The organism is Mycobacterium sp. 1164966.3, from assembly GCF_001665395.1.
GTDB lineage: Bacteria > Actinomycetota > Actinomycetes > Mycobacteriales > Mycobacteriaceae > Mycobacterium.
This window is the reverse complement of sequence record NZ_LZSG01000049.1, coordinates 1-15620: the sequence shown is the minus strand read 5'-3', so window position 1 is coordinate 15620 and position 15620 is coordinate 1. Positions and strand designations below refer to the sequence as shown.

Genomic DNA, 15620 nt, shown 5'->3' with positions numbered 1-15620 from the left:
TGAATGCACTAGCGGAGAAATAATCCCTAAAAAACCGTGCCTGCGTGCATTGTGTCCACCGTAGCCTGTCGCGCTTGCGCGGCACCCCCGACCTATGGTTGTGAGCTACCTGTGAATTAGCTCAACGTCGCATGCGGCTACCAGCCGGCGCATTGACTACCACCCCCGCACCAGGGACTCTGTATTACAGAGTGAATCTCTGTAGAACAGACAAAAAGCGAAGGGTGTTGCGTTCAGTGATAGAGCAGCCCGACGTCTCGGATCTTTTCGAGAACATCCGGCGGGGCATGATCCCCGCCCATATCTACAACGACAAAGAGCTCTTCGCGCTGGAGAAGGAGCGGCTGTTCAGCCGGGCGTGGATCTTCGTGGCGCACGAGTCAGAGATCCCGCAGGACGGCGACTATGTGGTGCGCAGGGTGCTGGACGACTCGTTCATCATCGCGCGGGATTCCAACGGTGATGTGCGCGCGATGTTTAATATGTGCCTGCACCGCGGCATGCAGGTATGTCGCGCGGAGTTGGGAAACGCGTCCAATTTCCGTTGCCCGTATCACGGCTGGAGTTACCGCAACGACGGCCGACTCACCGGATTGCCGTTCCACAAAGACGCCTACGGGGGCGACGAAGGATTCGTCAAAAGCGACCAAACCCTCTTGCCCGCACCGAATTTGGCCAGTTACAACGGTCTGCTGTTCATCAACCTGGACCGCGACGCGCAGCCGCTCGACGAGTTCCTCGGCGACTTCAGGTTCTACCTGGACTTCTACACCAAGCAGAGCGCCGGGGGCCTGGAGCTGCGCGGACCACAGCGCTGGCGAATCAAGGCGAACTGGAAGATCGGCGCCGAGAACTTCTCCGGCGACATGTACCACACGCCGCACACGCACGCCTCGATCGTTGACATCGGCCTGTTCCGCGAGCCAAAAGCCCAGAAGCGCAAGGACGGTGCCACCTACTGGGCGCACCGCGGCGGTGGAACCACCTACAAGCTGCCGCCCGGCGGATTCGACGAGCGGATGCGCTACGTCGGCTACCCCGACGAGATGATCCGCCGGATCAAGGACGTCTGGTCACCGCGCCAGCAGCGCGTCGTCGGCGACGATGGATTCATGATCTCTGCCGCCACCTGCTTCCCGAACCTGAGTTTCGTCCATAACTGGCCCCGGGTTCGGGACGAGCCGCACGAATCCGATCGCGAGAAGGACCAAGAAGTCCTGCCCTTCATCTCGATCCGGCTCTGGCAGCCGATCAGCGAGAACGAAACCGAGGTCTGCTCGTGGTTCGCCGTGGACTCCGCGGCGCCAGCCGATTTCAAGAAAGACTCGTACAAGGCCTATCTGATGTGCTTCGGGTCGACGGGAATGTTCGAGCAGGACGACGTGGAGAACTGGGTGTCGCTGACCACCACCGCCGGCGGCTCCATGGCCCGACGGCTGCTGCTGAACAGCCGGATGGGCCTGCTCGCCGACGACCGCCCGGTCATCGAGGCGTTGCCCGCCGAGGCCTTCCACGGCCCGGGCCGCGCCCAGGTCGGCTACAACGAGTACAACCAGCGCGAGCTGCTCAAATTGTGGGCCACGCAACTGGAATCGGCGGTTCCCGGGTGAGCGCCAAGCCTCCACGAAAGGCATTGCCTTTCAATGATATTCGACATCTGCAGGCGCATCAGTTCCTGGTCGACGAAGCCTACCTGCTGGATGCCCAGCAGTACCGGCTGTGGCTGGACACGCTCACCTACGACGTTCAGTACCTGATGCCGGTCCGCGTCACCACCGCACGCGGTGCCGGCTTCGACACGTTGGCTGGTAGGGAGCCGGGAATGTCCCATTTCGATGAGGACAAGTATTCGCTGAGCCAGCGGGTCGCGCGGCTGGAAACCGAGCATGCCTGGACCGAGGATCCGCCGTCGCGACTGCGCCACTTCATCACCAACGTGCGCTGTTTCGAATGGGGGGATCCGGGCCACCTCCGAGTGGAATCGGCCGAACTGTTGTTCCGTAGTCGAGGCGATGTCAACGCGGGCGCGTTGGTGTCTTGCGGCCGTGAGGATCTGCTGCGCTGGTACAACGACACCAAGACGTGGAAACTGGCGCGCCGCGTCATCCACGTCGACGAGTCGGTGTTGCGCATGCAGAATCTGGCGGTGTTCCTGTGAACCCCGAAGTGGCCCGGTTACTGGAGGGAGCCGTAGGCGAACCACTCACGGTCGCAAACGAATTCACTGAGGTGGTGGTGCGCCGGGTGGATACCCGCAACGGCTCACGGCTATTGATCACCTCGCCCAAGACCGGACAGTGGATCACCCTCGACGCGCTTGAAGTCGAGGCACTGACGTGGCAGAACACCCGCACCCTGGCGGCGATGGTGGGCAATTCCTATGCGCCGCTGCTGCCGGACGAGCCGGACGAACCGCCCGGGCCTGAGGGCGATGATGTGGTGGAATCGCAACCATGACCGAATGGCTGCATGGCAAGCGGGCCCTGATCGTCGGCGGCGGATCGGGAATCGGCCGCGCTGTCGCCGAGGCATTCCTCGCCGAGGACGCGAGAATCACTGTGCTGGAACTAGATCGGCACAAGTGCGACATGCTGCGCGAGCAACTGCCCGGAGTACCGGTGGTCGAAGGCGATGCCGTCACCCGGCAGGCCAACGAGCAGGCCGTCAACGTCGCGGTGAATACCTATGGGGGCCTTGACACTTTGGTCAACTGCGTCGGCGTGTTCGATTTCTACAAGGGCATCACCGACATCAACGCCGACGACCTCTCCGGCGCGTTCGACGAGATGTTCCGGATCAATGTGCTCAGCCACCTGCAATCGGTCAAGGCCGCGGTGCCCTGGTTGCGCGCCGGGACCGGATCCTCGATCGTGCTCACCGAATCCACGTCGTCGTTCTACCCCGGACGCGGTGGCGTGCTGTACGTGTCGTCGAAGTTCGCCGTACGTGGGCTGGTGGCCGCACTGGCGCATGAGCTGTCACCGGGCATCCGCGTCAACGGGGTGGCCCCGGGCGGCACGCTGAACACCGACCTGCGGGGCCTTACCACCCTGGGGCTCGACAGCGTCCGCCTCAACGACACCCCCGACCGGGCCCGCGACCTGGCCGCCCGTACACCGCTGAACGTCGCGCTGTCGGCCGAAGACCACGCGTGGAGCTTCGTCTTCCTGGCCTCGGACCGCTCCCATGGGATCACCGGCGAGACCATCCACCCGGACGGCGGATTTCGCATCGGCCGAGCCAAGTCGACATGACGACGCCCGAATCCCTAGACCAGCAACGAGCTTTGGTGGCGCAGGGCTGCCGGGTCGCCGCGGCCCGCGGACTGGTCGACGGGATCCTCGGGCACCTCAGCCTGCGGGTCGACGACGACCACCTGCTCATCCGCTGCCGGAGTGACAGCGACACCGGGGTGGCCTTCACCCGGCCCGCCGATATCCGGCTCATCCGTTTCGACGGCAGCCCGGCCGCCGACGGCGAACTCGACGGTTACCGAGTGCCGAACGAGCTGCCCATCCATGTCGAAACCATGCTCGCGAGTTCGCACCGGGCCGTCGCGCATCTGCATCCACCCGCCGTCGTCGCCGCCGATCTGGCCGGCATCGCGATCCGGCCGATTTACGGGGCCTACGACATTCCGGGCGCGCGGCTGGCACGCAGCGGGGTGCCCGTCTACGAACGCGCAGTGCTTATCCGAAACTCGCAACTGGGCAAGGAAATGGTGGCTGCCATGCGCGGTGCGCCGGTGGTCATCTGCCGCGGGCACGGAATCACCAGCGCCGCAACAACCGTGCAACAAGCGGTGCTGCAGGCGATCAGCGTCGACGAGCTGGCCCGGATGTCGTTGCGGGTGCGCGCAGCCGGCGGGACCTTGTGCGATATCGACGATGCCGACTGGCAAGACCTGCCCGACCTTGGTCATGCGTTTACCGCCGAAGCGGCCTGGCGCCACGAGATCGCCCGACTAGCCCAACCGGACGACTAACCCAACCGGTCGCCGATTTCCTTGGCCGCCTCCACAAGTTCGGCGACAACGGTGGTGTACTGCGAGCTGTCCAGCCGGTTCTGCGGGGCGGCTGCGTTCAGCGCAAGGCGCAGCCCCGGAGCCTTGGTGGGTATCGGAACCGCAACCGAGGCAACACCTTCCTCGCTCTCTTCGCGATTGACCGCATAACCGCATTCCCGGATTCGGGACAGCTCGGCCTCCAACTCGGTGCGGTTTCCGATCGAGCGCGCGGTGATGCGCTCCAGCTTCTCGTGCGGAAGTAATTGCCGCAGTTCGGGTTCGGTCAACTGGGCCAGCATGACCTTTCCCGTCGAGGTGCAGTGCGCCGGCATCGTGCGTCCCAGCCGGGAAGCAACCCGAACCGCGGCGGGACCCTCGACCGCGGCGACGAAACGAACGTCGGCGCCGTCGAGCATGCCGACATGGATCGTTTCGCGCAGACGTTCGCTGAGGCTGCGCATGATCGGCGTGGCGGTCGCCGGAACATCGATGCGGCCGAAGATCGCAAACGCAACGCTGGTCAGCGCCGGCCCCGGAAGATACGCCTTGGACACCGGGTCTTGCCGCACGAAACCGCGGTAGGTCAGCATCGCCAGCAGCCGGTGCGCGGTGGACGACGCCACACCGAGGTACGTAGTCGCCTCGCTCAGCCGGATCTGGGGCTGCTCGCCCAGCAACAGCAGCAGCTTCAGCGCGTTGTCGACCGACTCGATGGGGTACTGCGGCGCAGGCGAAGCCGGCTCATCAGAAGCCCGCTGCCCCTTCTTCTGCATGACCGTGAGGCTACCCTGGCGCTTTCTGCCCAGACCGGGGCAAGTTCGCCAAAATCCCCCATCGTGGCGGGCGGTTTCTTATACGGTCCTACGGGCCAAAGACCGTCTTCTCGTCCAGGGCAAAGGGCACACGCGTGAATTTCTTGGTGTTTCCACCGGAGGTCAATTCGGCGCTCATGTTCGGCGGCGTGGGTTCTGACCCGATGCTGGCCGCGGCGGCGGCCTGGGAGGGGCTCGCCGGCGAGCTCGGTTCGGCGGCCGAATCGTTCGGTTCGGTGACCTCGGGATTGGCGGGCGCGGCCTGGCAGGGCCCTGCGGCGGCGGCGATGACGGCCGCGGCGGCGCCCTATGCGGGGTGGCTCAGCGCCGCGGCAGCGCGGGCCGCGGGGGCGGCCGGGCAGGCCAAAGCCACCGCCGCCGCCTACGAGGCGGCGCGGGCGGCAACGGTGCATCCTGCAGCGATCGCGGGAAACCGCTCGCAACTGGTGTCACTGGTGACCTCGAATCTGTTCGGGCAGAACGCCCCTGCGATCGCGGCCGTCGAGGGCCTGTACGAGGGAATGTGGGCCCAGGACATCACCGCGATGAGCGGCTATCACGCCGGAGCCTCGGCCGCCGCGGCACAGTTGACGTCCTGGCAGCAGCCGCTGGCACCCTTGGCGGCCCTGACCGGCATCGGCAATAACGGCGCGGGAAACCTGGGCATCGGAAACACCGGCAACGCCAACCTGGGCAGCGAGAACACCGGTGACCTGAACCTGGGCAGCGGCAATTACGGCAACACGAACCTGGGCAGTGGCAACCTGGGCAACGCCAACCTGGGCAGCGGCAACTGGGGCAACACCAACGTCGGCAACGGGAACGCCGGCAACACCAACTTCGGCAACGGCAACATCGGCAATCTCGACTTCGGCAGCGGAAACGGGCACTCGGACCAGTTCTCCCTGACGTCCGGCAACGGCAACCTGGGCAGCGGGAACATCGGCGACGGCAACCGTGGCGGCGGTAACTCCGGCAACACCAACGTCGGCGGCGGAAATACCGGTTCCGCCAACCTCGGCAGCGGAAACATCGGCGATTCCAACGTCGGCTTCGGAAACAAGGGCGATGCCAACTTCGGGTTCGGCAACCCCGGCAACAACAACATCGGCTTCGGCCTCACCGGCGACAACCAGATCGGCATCGGCTCACTGAACTCCGGCCTCGCCAACCTCGGCTTGGGCAACTCAGGCAACAACAACGTCGGCTTCTTCAACTCGGGCGACAACAACGTCGGCTTCTTCAACTCGGGCAACGGCAACTTCGGCTTCGGCAACGCCGGCGCCACCAACACCGGCTTCTGGAACGGAGGCTCCGTCAATACGGGCTTCGGCAACGGCGGGGATTACAACTTCGGTTTCGGCAACGCCGGCAGCAACAATGTCGGCGCCGGGAACGCGTTCTTCAACAACGTGGGCTTCTGGAACGCCAGCTCTGGAAACACCGGCATCGGAAACAGCGGCTATTTCGCCGACCTCGCCCCCTACGACACCGGCTACGGCACCAATACCGGCTTCTTCAACTCGGGCTATTTCAATACCGGCATGTTCAATTCGGGCAGCGTCAACACCGGCCTGTTCAACTCGGGCAACTACAACACCGGCTTCGGCAGTCCCAACACTCCGGTCGGGGCCGTCAACTCCGGCTTCAACAACACCGGCAGCAATCTGTCCGGGTTCAACAACACCGGCAGCGAGAGCTCTGGTTTCGGCAACACGACGGACTCCCCCTTCGGCTTCACCTCCGGATTCCACAACTCGGGTGGGCGGGGCAACGTCGGTTTCTACAACACCGGCTTCGCGGACTCAGGGTTCGGCAACACCGGCGCCTACAACGCCGGGCTGTTCAACTCCGGCAACAACAGCTCGGGTGTGGGCAACTCCGGCAACGGCAGTTCAGGCGGCTTCAACTCCGGTGACAATCAGTCTGGTTTCTTCAACTAGTCTGTGCCACTTGGGCTTTCGCCCAACGATAATCGGCCTTGCCCGACGGTGAGCGCTGCAGCGCGGCGCAGAAGACGACCTCTTTGGGCAGTTTGTAGCGTGCGATGTGGCGGGCGGCCTCGGCGACGATGCTGCCGGCGTCGACCTGTGCACCGGGCGCCAACTGGACGAGTGCGACGACTTCGTTGCCCCACCGCTCGCTGGGCCGACCCGTCACCACCACGTCAGCGACCGCGGGGTGCTCGGCGATGGCGGCCTCGACCTCTTCGGCGAAGATCTTCTCACCGCCGGAGTTGATCGTGACGGAATCCCTTCCGAGCAACTCGATTTGGCCGTCGGTGTGCCAGCGGGCGCGGTCGCCCGGCACCGAATGCCGGATGCCATCGATGACGGGGAAAGTTTTCGCGGTCTTCGCCGGGTCGCCGAGGTAGCCCAGCGGAATCAGGCCCTGCTGGGCCAGCCAGCCGATCTCGTCGTCACCGGGCGACAGGATTCTGGTCAGGTCCTCGCTGACCACAACGGCACCCGGGTTCGGGGCGAATCGGCCGCACGAGGTCTGCGCGCGGTTGGAGAACTGTCCCATCTGCGCTCCGGATTCCGACGACCCGCCGGTGTCCATGATCGTCAGGTACGGCAGCAGCTGCAGGAATCGCTGTTTGACCGGGGCGCTCAGCGCGGCGCCGCCGGTGACCAGCACCAGCAGCCCGGACAGGTCGTAATCGCCGGCCTCGAGTTCGTCGACCAGGGGCCGGCCGAAGGCGTCGCCGACGATCGAGAGCGAGATGACGCGTTCGCGGCTGGCCAGCGCCCACACCTCGACCGGATCGAAGCGAGTGGTGGTCGGTGCCATGACGAACGGCCGTCCGGTGCACAGGTTGATGAAGGCCGCCCACTGCGCGGCGCCGTGCATCAGGGGTGCGGCGGTCATCGAACCAGGGCCCTCGGGCCGCGATCGTTCGACGATCTGCTCCAGGCTGGTCACCATCTCGCTGGTGCCGAACGTCCGCCCGCCCATGGCATTCATATAGATGTCATGCTGGCGCCACAGCACCGCCTTGGGCAGCCCGGTGGTCCCGCCGGTGTAGAGCACATACAGGTCGTCGGACGAAGGAACGACGTCGAGTGGCGCCTCTGACATGGAAACCAGCAGTTCCTCGTAATCCACCGCCCCGGGCAGCGGATCGTTTCCGGACCCGTCCTCGACATGGATCAGGCGCGGCCGGCGGCCCATCTGCTGCAGCGCCTCGGCGAGCGTCGGGGCGAACCGGGCGTGATACATGATCGCGTCGGCACTGGCATTGCCGAGCAGATACACCAGCTCATCGGCGACGTATCGGTAGTTGACATTGAACGGCGCGACCCGGGCCTGGTATGCGCCCAGCATGGCTTCGAGGAATTCGTTGCAGTTCGCCATGTAGAGGCCGAGGTGGCTCTGGCCCGATTCATAGGGCGCCAGCTCGGAGCGTTCCCGACGCGCGCCGAAGCCCCACTCGTGTAGCGCGTGGGCGAATCGGCGGGAACGCTCGGCGGTCTGCGCGAATGTGAAGCGCCGATCCCCGAACACGATGCAGTCCCGGTCCGGATTGGCCGCCGCCACTGCGCCGAAGACCTGCGCGAGGTTGAACTCCATGCAGCAATAGTGCCGAGCAGACGCAAAAGCACGCGTTTCGGGTCGGAATTGCGTGCTTTTGCGTCTGCTCGCCCTAAGAATTCAGGCATTCTGTACGCATGAATGTCCAGGGCATACTGCAATCCATCCCGCCGATCCTGGTGTACCTCGTGGTCGGTGGTGTGGTCGGGATCGAGAGCCTGGGCATCCCGCTGCCGGGCGAGATCGTGCTGGTCAGCGCGGCGCTGATGTCGGCACACCACGAGCTGGCCGTCAACCCCGTCGGGGTGGGCGCCGCCGCCGTTATCGGCGCGGTCGTCGGCGACTCGATCGGCTACACGATCGGGCGCCGCTTCGGCATGCCGCTGTTCGACCGGCTCGGCCGGCGTTTCCCGAAGCATTTCGGCCCCGGGCACGTCGCGCTTGCCGAGAAATTGTTCAACCGCTGGGGTGTGCGGGCGGTGTTCTTCGGCCGGTTCATCGCGTTGCTGCGCATCTTCGCCGGGCCTTTGGCCGGTGCGTTGAAAATGCCCTACCCACGCTTCCTGGTGGCCAACGTCTCGGGTGGTATCTGTTGGGCCGGCGGCACCACCGCGGCCGTCTACTTCGCCGGTGAGGCCGCCGAACGCTATATGCAGGATTTCTCCTGGATCGCGCTCGTCGTCGCCGTCGTGTGCGGCGCCACCGCGGCAATCTTGTTGCGCGAACGCACATCCCGCGCGATCGCCGAACTCGAGGCCGAGCACTACCGCAAGGCCGACAGCACCGCGGCCGACGCCGCCTGAGGGCTAGTCGGCCACCGTCGGCCGGTGCTCCTCGATGAGCGCGCGAGCCATCTTCCGGGCGCGTTGAGCAGCATCCACGTCGCCTACGGCGGCGAGAATGATGGCGCCCTTCATGAGGATGTGCCACGACGAGGCGAAATCGTCGACGTCGTTGAGCCCAGCTGCCACAGCACGCCGGCGCACGATCTCACGGACTTGGTGGATATGACCGATGCAGGCTTTGCCGGCCGGATGGTCCGGCCCCAATTCGAGCAACACGTTGATGAACGAGCAACCCTCATAGCCGTCGCGGTTCTGAAACCAGTCATGCAACACATCGAAGATGGCCAACAGTTGTTCTTCGGGGGTCTCTCCGCGCAGTTGCGACTGTTCCTCGATCAGGCCGTGGGTCCAGACTTGCTCGCGACGCTGCAAAACGGCCAGCACCAGGGCGTCTTTCGTCGCGAAGTGACGGTACAGCGTTGCCCTGGCCACGCCCGCCCGGTCGATCACCTCGTCGGTTCCCACCGCTCGGATCCCACGCCGGCTGAACAGCTCATACGCCGCACCCAAGATGCGCTCCCGGGCCGACTGTCCCGGCGTCGCCGCGTCGAGGCTAGGCATAACGATCCTTACCATAACCACAGCCGCGAACATGTAGACAGACCGCCCTGTCTTGTTATACAAATGAGATTCCGCAGTCGCGGAAAGTCTGTCTTCAGACAACAGGACGGGCATCCATCCTGGCGCCTCGCGTCAGTTGATGAGGGAGTCCACAATGCGCCTGGCCATAGCAGAACCCATCTCCACACACCTGATGCTCAGCACCCGGCTCGTCTACGAACTCGGCGATCCCCACAGCACCCTGAGAGCGACCACCGATCGCAGCGGGTCGGCGGTGCTCATCAACGCCGGCGGTGAGGTCGACGCCCACAACGAGCACACCTGGCAACAGCTCATCAGGGAGGCGGGCAGCGTCGTCACCGCGCCGGGTCCGTTCGTCATCGACGTCAACGGTCTGGACTTCATGGCCTGCTGCGCGTTCGCCGTCCTGGCCGACGAAGCGGAGCGCTGCCGGCGTCGCGGTATCGAATTGCGTCTGGTTGCCCGCCAGCCACTCGTCGGCAGAGTCCTCAAGGCTTGCGGCCTCACCGAGTTGCTGCCCACCTACCCGACCGCGGACTCGGCACTCGCGAGACCGCTCGCCGGTTAGCCCGCCTGGCCGTCCGGAAGTTTTGTCGTATCGTCGCGTGGGTAGTTCGCGCGACATGAGCGCCACTGTCGGGTGGAGGCCAGGTGAGCGGCATTGCGACGGTCGGCGTTGAGGAAGAATTCCTGCTCGCCGATCCGCTGACCGGCGAGCCGATCCCGCTCAACGCCGCGGTGGCCGAGGAGGCCAAGCGCCGGGGCGTCGAACTGCAACTGGAACTGAGCAGCTGTCAGGTCGAAACCACCTCTGCCGTAACGACAACCAGCGTCGAACTCGGCGCTGAACTCGCCAGGCTGCGGCAGGTCGCGGCGCAGGCCGCCGAGGCCGCCGGAGCTCAACTGCTGGCGCTGGGGCTGCCTCCTGTCACGCCGCACAAGTTCCCGGTCACCGACACCGAGCGCTATCAGCGGATCGGGGCGGAGTACGGGATGGTCGCGCACGAACAGGGCATCTGCGGTTGTCACGTGCATGTGCAGGTGCCAGATCGTACGGCTGCCATCCACGCCAGCACCTGGCTGCGGCCGTGGCTGCCGTCGCTGCTTGCCTTGTCGGCCAATTCGGCGCTGTACCGCAACACCGATTCGGGTTACGCAAGCTGGCGCAGCATCCTGTGGAGACGCTGGCCTGCCGCGGGCCCGCCGCCGTTCTTCTCCTCCATCGAGGCATACGACCGTACGGTGCGCATGCTGGTGGACACCGGCATCATCCTGGATGCCGGCATGATCTATTGGGATGTGCGGCCGTCGGCAGACTTCCCCACGATCGAGGTGCGGGTGGCCGACGTGCCGGCAACGGTCGCTGAGACGGTGCTGCTGGCCAACCTGATCAGAGCCGCCGTTATGACGGCGCTCGACGAGCGCTCGCGAGGTGTGGAGGTCGGACATCTACCACCGGCCGCGCTGCGGGCCGCGTACTGGAAAGCCGCACATGACGGGCTGTCGGGAAACACGCTCGACCTGGTGGGCGGCCGGGGGGCGGTCCCCGCCCGCGAGCAACTGAACACATTGCTGCGACGAGTGCGGCCGGCCCTGGAGTCGATCGGTGAATATGACTGTGTTGCAGCCGAACTCGATCGCATCGCGACGCAGGGCAACGGCGCGATGCGCCAGCGCCGCGCGTGGCGGAAACGCGGGGAGATGACGGACGTCATCGCCGAAGCCGCTGCTGCCACGCTGAGCTGAATGCGGGCTACACAGTCAGCAGGCGGTACAACCCGATCAGGCCGACCACGACGATCGTGGCGCGCAAGGAATTCGGTGACAGCCGGCGCCCATAACGCGCCCCGAGCCACCCCCCGATCAGTGAGCCCGCCGCGATCACCCCGGCAACCGGCCAGCTGATGCGATCCCAGGCCACCAACGTATAGCCAATCGCCGCAACGATATTCACCGCAGTCGACAGCAGGTTCTTCGCCGCGTTCATGCGCTGCACCGATTCCGGCAGCAGTGCGCCCATCACGCCCACCAGCAAGATGCCCTGAGCTGCGGTGAAATAGCCGCCGTAGACGCCGACGGCGAAAGTGCCGATGACCAGGACGGCCATGCGCACCGGCCGGATTTTTTCGGCCGAGCGTCCTGCTTCCTCAGCGCGTCGGCGCGCCCATGACTGAATCCACGGACCGATCACCACCAGCAGCAATGCCACCACCAGCAACACCGGCACGATGCGGGTGAACACCTTTTCCGGCAGGTGCAGCAACAGGAATGCTCCGAGCGCCGCGCCGCCCACCGAGGCGGGGATCTGCCAGCGCAACCGATCCCCTTGCCCGCGCAGCTCGGAGCGATAGCCCCAAGTGCCCGACACCCCTCCCGCTACCAGACCCACCGCATTGGACATGGTGGCCGTAACCGGCGGATAGCCCAAGGCGACCAGGGTCGGGAAGGTGATCAGCGTGCCCGAGCCGACCAGCGCGTTGATCGCGCCGGCGGCGAACCCGGCCAGCCCGATCCACGCAAATTGAGAAGCCGACATTGCGCAGCACCCTACCCTGCGCGAACGTTGCGCCAGCCGATGTGTGAGACATCTAACGCGGCTGCGACCCAACGCTTTTCATGGTCACCGTCTCAGATTGGCGGCGCCTCGGTACCGCGATCCACGCCGGTCCGCAACTTGACCGACGCCGAATAGGCCCGGCTGCGAAAGTGCAGCACCGGGTCGTCGGAAGGTTCGATGCCGTCGGTCACCCGCATGGGATCGAACACCACGATGTCCCCGTCGTGCTCCCGCAGCGTGTCCAGGCCGGCGATCTCGAGGGTGCCGACGTCGGTCATCTCGCTGCTTCGCCAGCGTGCCGACGGATCGACCGTCGAGTCCGTGGGCCCGGCGATCTGCACCTGGAAGGAGAACCGCACCGGCCCGGTCTGCAGCCGGGCATCCAGTTCGTCGGTGAGGAAATCAGCGCCCTTGGGCTCGGGTTTAGAAAGGTACTGCTCGCCCGCGGCGGGGAAAAGGTGGTAGCGAACGAATCTGGAGCTGCCGTCGGCGCCGACCCACCGGAACGCATGCAATCCGTGGTATTGCGCGGTGGCGTAGCTAGCCGGAACCTTACTGGCGGCGCGCAGGACGGGTAACGCGCCAACCGCCCGGGGATGGGTGGCAAAGAATCCAGCCATCCGCAACGGCATGGTCAGGCCGGGCCGCATCGCCTTCAAGAGGTCGACGAATCCGTCCGGCGTGCTCGACACGAACAGCCGCGCGGTTTGGGCGGACACGTCGGTGGTGGACCCGTCGGGCAGCGTGAACTTGACCGCCATTCCGCGCACGCCGGGTAGGCCGTCGCGCTGGCCCGGGTTGCCCGAGCCGTTGGAGAAGCGGATAAGCGCCGGAACCGCCGACCCGTCGAGGTGCTGAGCCCGCGAAAGCCGGGATGCCTCGGGGGTCGCGGTGAACGTGCCGCGGTAGAGGGTGCCCTTGGCGTGCAACGCCCGATAGCCGGGCTGCGCTCCGCCGGTGCCCCGGATCGCATCTATCGCATCGTCAGGAGTCACCGAAACGCCCATTGGCGAATCGTAGGTCTTTGGGCGCCGTGTGGCACTGCGGCACCATATTGCCTGCGGCCGCCGTGTGGCACGGCGGCACCATATTGCAGAGTAGAGCCCATGCCAGCAGCCGATGCCACCACGGACACCACGGCCACACTCGCCGGAATCATCGAGCAGCACGCCCGGCACCGGCCAGACGGTATCGCGATCCGGTTCGGTGACCGGCAATGGTCCTGGGCGCAGTGGGCATTGCGGATCCGTCGCGCGGCCGGTGCGCTGCGGGCCGCCGGCGCCGATCGCGGCGAGCGGGTCGCGTTTCTCGACAAGAACCACCCGGCCTGCCTGGAAATTCTGATTGCCGCGGCATCCATCGGCGCCGTCGCCACCGTCGTCAATTGGCGCGTCATCGGGGACGAACTCGTCCATGTGCTCGACGACAGCGGTGCCCGTTTGCTGGTCGTCGGCGCCGAACTGCATCCCACTGTGCAGGCGGTCGCGGCACGCGTCCCGGGACTCGAGCGGGTGGTCGTGGTAGGTGGCGAGGGCGACGAATACGAGTCTTTGCTCGCCGCGGCGACACCCGTGTCGACCGAGGTGGAGGGCGACGGTTCGGACACCGCTCTGGTGATCTACAGCTCTGGCACCACCGGACGTCCCAAAGGCGTGCTGCTGAGCCAGCGCGCACTGGTGAACCACATCACCAACCTGGCCCCGGCTTTCCCGTTCGCCGAAGGCGACGCGAACCTGGTCGCCATGCCGTTGTTCCACGTCGGGGGCATCGGCTATGCCTGTTTCGGCCTCTTCGCCGGGGTACCGACGATCCTGACCCGCGAACCCGACGCCGCGACCTTGATCCGCGTGCTGAATGACGGCGCGACGCATGCGTTCTTCGTGCCGCCGGTGATCGCACGGTTTCTGGACGGCGGCGAGGCGGCCCGCAGTGCCGTCGCGCGCTTGCGCTACCTGGTGTACGGGGCGGCGCCCATGCCGGTGCCGCTGCTGCAGCGAGCGCTGGCGACGTGGCCGGACGTCAACTTCGTCCAGGTGTACGGCCAGACCGAACTCTGCGGTGCGGTCACCGCGCTGAGTCCCGCCGACCATCGCGATCCGGGCCGGCCCGAGTTGCTGCTGTCGGCGGGCAAGGCCGCGGCGGGCACCGAGCTTCAGATCGCCGATCCCGCGACCGGGGAACGCCTGAATCACGATGCGCCCGGCGAGATTTGGGCGCGCAGCGACCAGACCATGAGCGGGTACCTGAATCGTCCCGAGGCTACTGCGGACACCGTCACCGGCGACGGCTGGTTGCGTACCGGCGACATCGGCCGCCTCGACGCCGACGGCTACCTCTACATCGAGGATCGGCTGAAAGACATGATCATCACCGGCGGCGAAAATGTGTACGGCCCCGAAGTGGAAAGCGTGCTCCTCGAGCATCCTGCCGTCGCCGACGCCGCGGTCATCGGTGTGCCCGATGACTTCTGGGGCGAGTCGGTCAAGGCCATCGTTGTCACCACCTCCGAGGTCGAACCCGCCGACCTCGTCGAATTCTGCCGCCGCCAGCTGGCCGGCTTCAAATGCCCGCGAACTGTCGACTTCGTGCCGTCGTTACCACGCAACGCCAGTGGCAAGATTCTGAAAGCCACTCTGCGGGAGCCGTTTTGGCGTGACCGGACACGAGGGATATGAATGGTCCGCAGGTTCAGCGGTGTGGCGCGTCGGTTGGCGGTGGCCGTCACGGCGGTGTTGCTGCCGGTGTCGGGCTGTACTACGACGGTGGATGGCGCCGCGGTCAAGGCCAAGGAAGCAGACACGGCGAACGTAGCCCTGATGGACACCGGCACCTACCCGACCACGCTGGGTCACATCTTCGGAACCGCCGGCACCGACACATACGGTCAGCACCTGCTGGAAGCGCATCGGTTGGCCGAGTTCGTCACGGGGCCATGGCAAGTCGACGAGACTTTGACGCAGCATCCCTTCCTTGAACTACTGATTCAGATCCAGCCCATCGCAGACGCGAACAACCTGGGAATCATTTTCTCGCCGGCGTTTTCCAGTGTCGCGGCCAAGCATGGGTACATCACCGGGTTTTCCACTCGACGCCAATCCCCAGGCACTTCACCCTTGCGGGAGCTGACAAATGCTGTCCTGATGTTTCCCGACCCCGCCGCCCCCACCGCGGCGGCGGGCCCGCAGGGCCCCCCCCCCCCCCCCCGCGCCGGCCCCCCCCCCCCCAGCCCCCCCCGAAACACCAACCCCCCCACCCCCACGACCGCGAAAAACTAACCGACGAGG

16 protein-coding genes are annotated in these 15620 nt (G+C 65.8%); 11 read left to right on the top strand and 5 right to left on the bottom strand.

Annotated features, from left to right (window positions below; genetic code table 11):
- The first annotated feature begins 287 nt into the window (after positions 1 to 287).
- Genes A9W99_RS18915 through A9W99_RS18895 form a run of 5 tightly spaced genes read left to right on the top strand, consistent with a single transcriptional unit; the run spans position 288 to position 3985 of the window.
- Entirely contained in the window at positions 288 to 1610 is a 1323-nt protein-coding gene (locus A9W99_RS18915) for a Rieske 2Fe-2S domain-containing protein (protein WP_067381790.1), read from the top strand.
- Positions 1607 to 2158, top strand: coding sequence for a 3-phenylpropionate/cinnamic acid dioxygenase subunit beta (locus A9W99_RS18910; protein ID WP_067381529.1), 552 nt, complete (start codon positions 1607 to 1609; stop codon positions 2156 to 2158). Before A9W99_RS18915 ends, A9W99_RS18910 begins: the two co-directional genes overlap by 4 nt.
- Positions 2155 to 2457, top strand: a complete 303-nt coding sequence (locus tag A9W99_RS18905; RefSeq protein ID WP_067381526.1) for a dihydrodiol dehydrogenase — start codon at positions 2155 to 2157, stop codon at positions 2455 to 2457. Before A9W99_RS18910 ends, A9W99_RS18905 begins: the two co-directional genes overlap by 4 nt.
- The gene (gene hcaB, locus A9W99_RS18900; protein ID WP_067381523.1) at positions 2454 to 3254 is read left to right on the top strand and encodes a 3-(cis-5,6-dihydroxycyclohexa-1,3-dien-1-yl)propanoate dehydrogenase; all 801 of its coding nucleotides are present in this window, start codon (positions 2454 to 2456) and stop codon (positions 3252 to 3254) included. The genes A9W99_RS18905 and hcaB overlap by 4 nt, the downstream gene beginning before the upstream one ends.
- Positions 3251 to 3985, top strand: coding sequence for a class II aldolase/adducin family protein (locus A9W99_RS18895; RefSeq protein ID WP_067381520.1), 735 nt, complete (start codon positions 3251 to 3253; stop codon positions 3983 to 3985). The genes hcaB and A9W99_RS18895 overlap by 4 nt, the downstream gene beginning before the upstream one ends.
- Here A9W99_RS18895 and A9W99_RS18890 read toward each other — a convergent pair.
- Positions 3982 to 4779 carry an IclR family transcriptional regulator gene (locus A9W99_RS18890; RefSeq protein ID WP_067381517.1) on the bottom strand — a complete coding sequence of 266 codons (798 nt, stop codon included), beginning with the start codon at positions 4777 to 4779 and terminating at the stop codon, positions 3982 to 3984. The genes A9W99_RS18895 and A9W99_RS18890 overlap by 4 nt on opposite strands.
- Positions 4780 to 4913: 134 nt before the next feature.
- Here A9W99_RS18890 and A9W99_RS18885 point away from each other — a divergent pair, with 134 nt between their 5' ends.
- A complete protein-coding gene (locus A9W99_RS18885) occupies positions 4914 to 6761 on the top strand; it encodes a PPE family protein (RefSeq protein WP_067381514.1) in 1848 nt (615 codons plus the stop codon).
- Here the strand turns inward: A9W99_RS18885 and A9W99_RS18880 are convergent.
- Positions 6754 to 8391 carry an acyl-CoA synthetase gene (locus tag A9W99_RS18880; protein ID WP_067381511.1) on the bottom strand — a complete coding sequence of 546 codons (1638 nt, stop codon included), beginning with the start codon at positions 8389 to 8391 and terminating at the stop codon, positions 6754 to 6756. The two genes, A9W99_RS18885 and A9W99_RS18880, sit on opposite strands and share 8 nt — an antisense overlap.
- Before the next feature lie 98 nt (positions 8392 to 8489).
- Here A9W99_RS18880 and A9W99_RS18875 point away from each other — a divergent pair, with 98 nt between their 5' ends.
- On the top strand, positions 8490 to 9155 hold the full coding sequence (locus A9W99_RS18875) for a DedA family protein (protein WP_067381508.1): 666 nt from the start codon (positions 8490 to 8492) through the stop codon (positions 9153 to 9155).
- A gap of 3 nt (positions 9156 to 9158) precedes the next feature.
- On the opposite strand, the gene A9W99_RS18870 is transcribed toward A9W99_RS18875, so the two are convergent.
- Positions 9159 to 9758 (bottom strand): TetR/AcrR family transcriptional regulator, encoded by a 600-nt coding sequence (locus A9W99_RS18870; RefSeq protein ID WP_067381506.1) that lies wholly within the window; start codon positions 9756 to 9758, stop codon positions 9159 to 9161.
- Between the two features lie 154 nt (positions 9759 to 9912).
- Between A9W99_RS18870 and A9W99_RS18865 the strand changes: the two genes are divergently transcribed.
- Complete coding sequence (locus A9W99_RS18865) at positions 9913 to 10347, top strand: anti-sigma factor antagonist (RefSeq protein ID WP_067381503.1); 435 nt, start codon at positions 9913 to 9915, stop codon at positions 10345 to 10347.
- An 83-nt stretch (positions 10348 to 10430) separates the two neighbouring features.
- Complete coding sequence (locus A9W99_RS18860; RefSeq protein ID WP_067381500.1) at positions 10431 to 11525, top strand: glutamate--cysteine ligase; 1095 nt, start codon at positions 10431 to 10433, stop codon at positions 11523 to 11525.
- Positions 11526 to 11532: 7 nt separating this feature from the next.
- Here A9W99_RS18860 and A9W99_RS18855 read toward each other — a convergent pair whose 3' ends face one another.
- Positions 11533 to 12315 carry a sulfite exporter TauE/SafE family protein gene (locus A9W99_RS18855; RefSeq protein ID WP_067381497.1) on the bottom strand — a complete coding sequence of 261 codons (783 nt, stop codon included), beginning with the start codon at positions 12313 to 12315 and terminating at the stop codon, positions 11533 to 11535.
- 92 nt (positions 12316 to 12407) lie between these two features.
- The gene (locus A9W99_RS18850; RefSeq protein ID WP_067381494.1) at positions 12408 to 13343 is read right to left on the bottom strand and encodes a catalase family peroxidase; all 936 of its coding nucleotides are present in this window, start codon (positions 13341 to 13343) and stop codon (positions 12408 to 12410) included.
- 99 nt (positions 13344 to 13442) lie between these two features.
- Between A9W99_RS18850 and A9W99_RS18845 the strand changes: the two genes are divergently transcribed.
- Both A9W99_RS18845 and A9W99_RS18840 read left to right on the top strand, forming a co-directional pair.
- Positions 13443 to 15011, top strand: coding sequence for a long-chain-fatty-acid--CoA ligase (locus A9W99_RS18845; protein ID WP_067381491.1), 1569 nt, complete (start codon positions 13443 to 13445; stop codon positions 15009 to 15011).
- Positions 15012 to 15611 carry a hypothetical protein gene (locus tag A9W99_RS18840; protein WP_067381488.1) on the top strand — a complete coding sequence of 200 codons (600 nt, stop codon included), beginning with the start codon at positions 15012 to 15014 and terminating at the stop codon, positions 15609 to 15611. It begins immediately after the preceding gene.
- Positions 15612 to 15620: the final 9 nt, after the last annotated feature.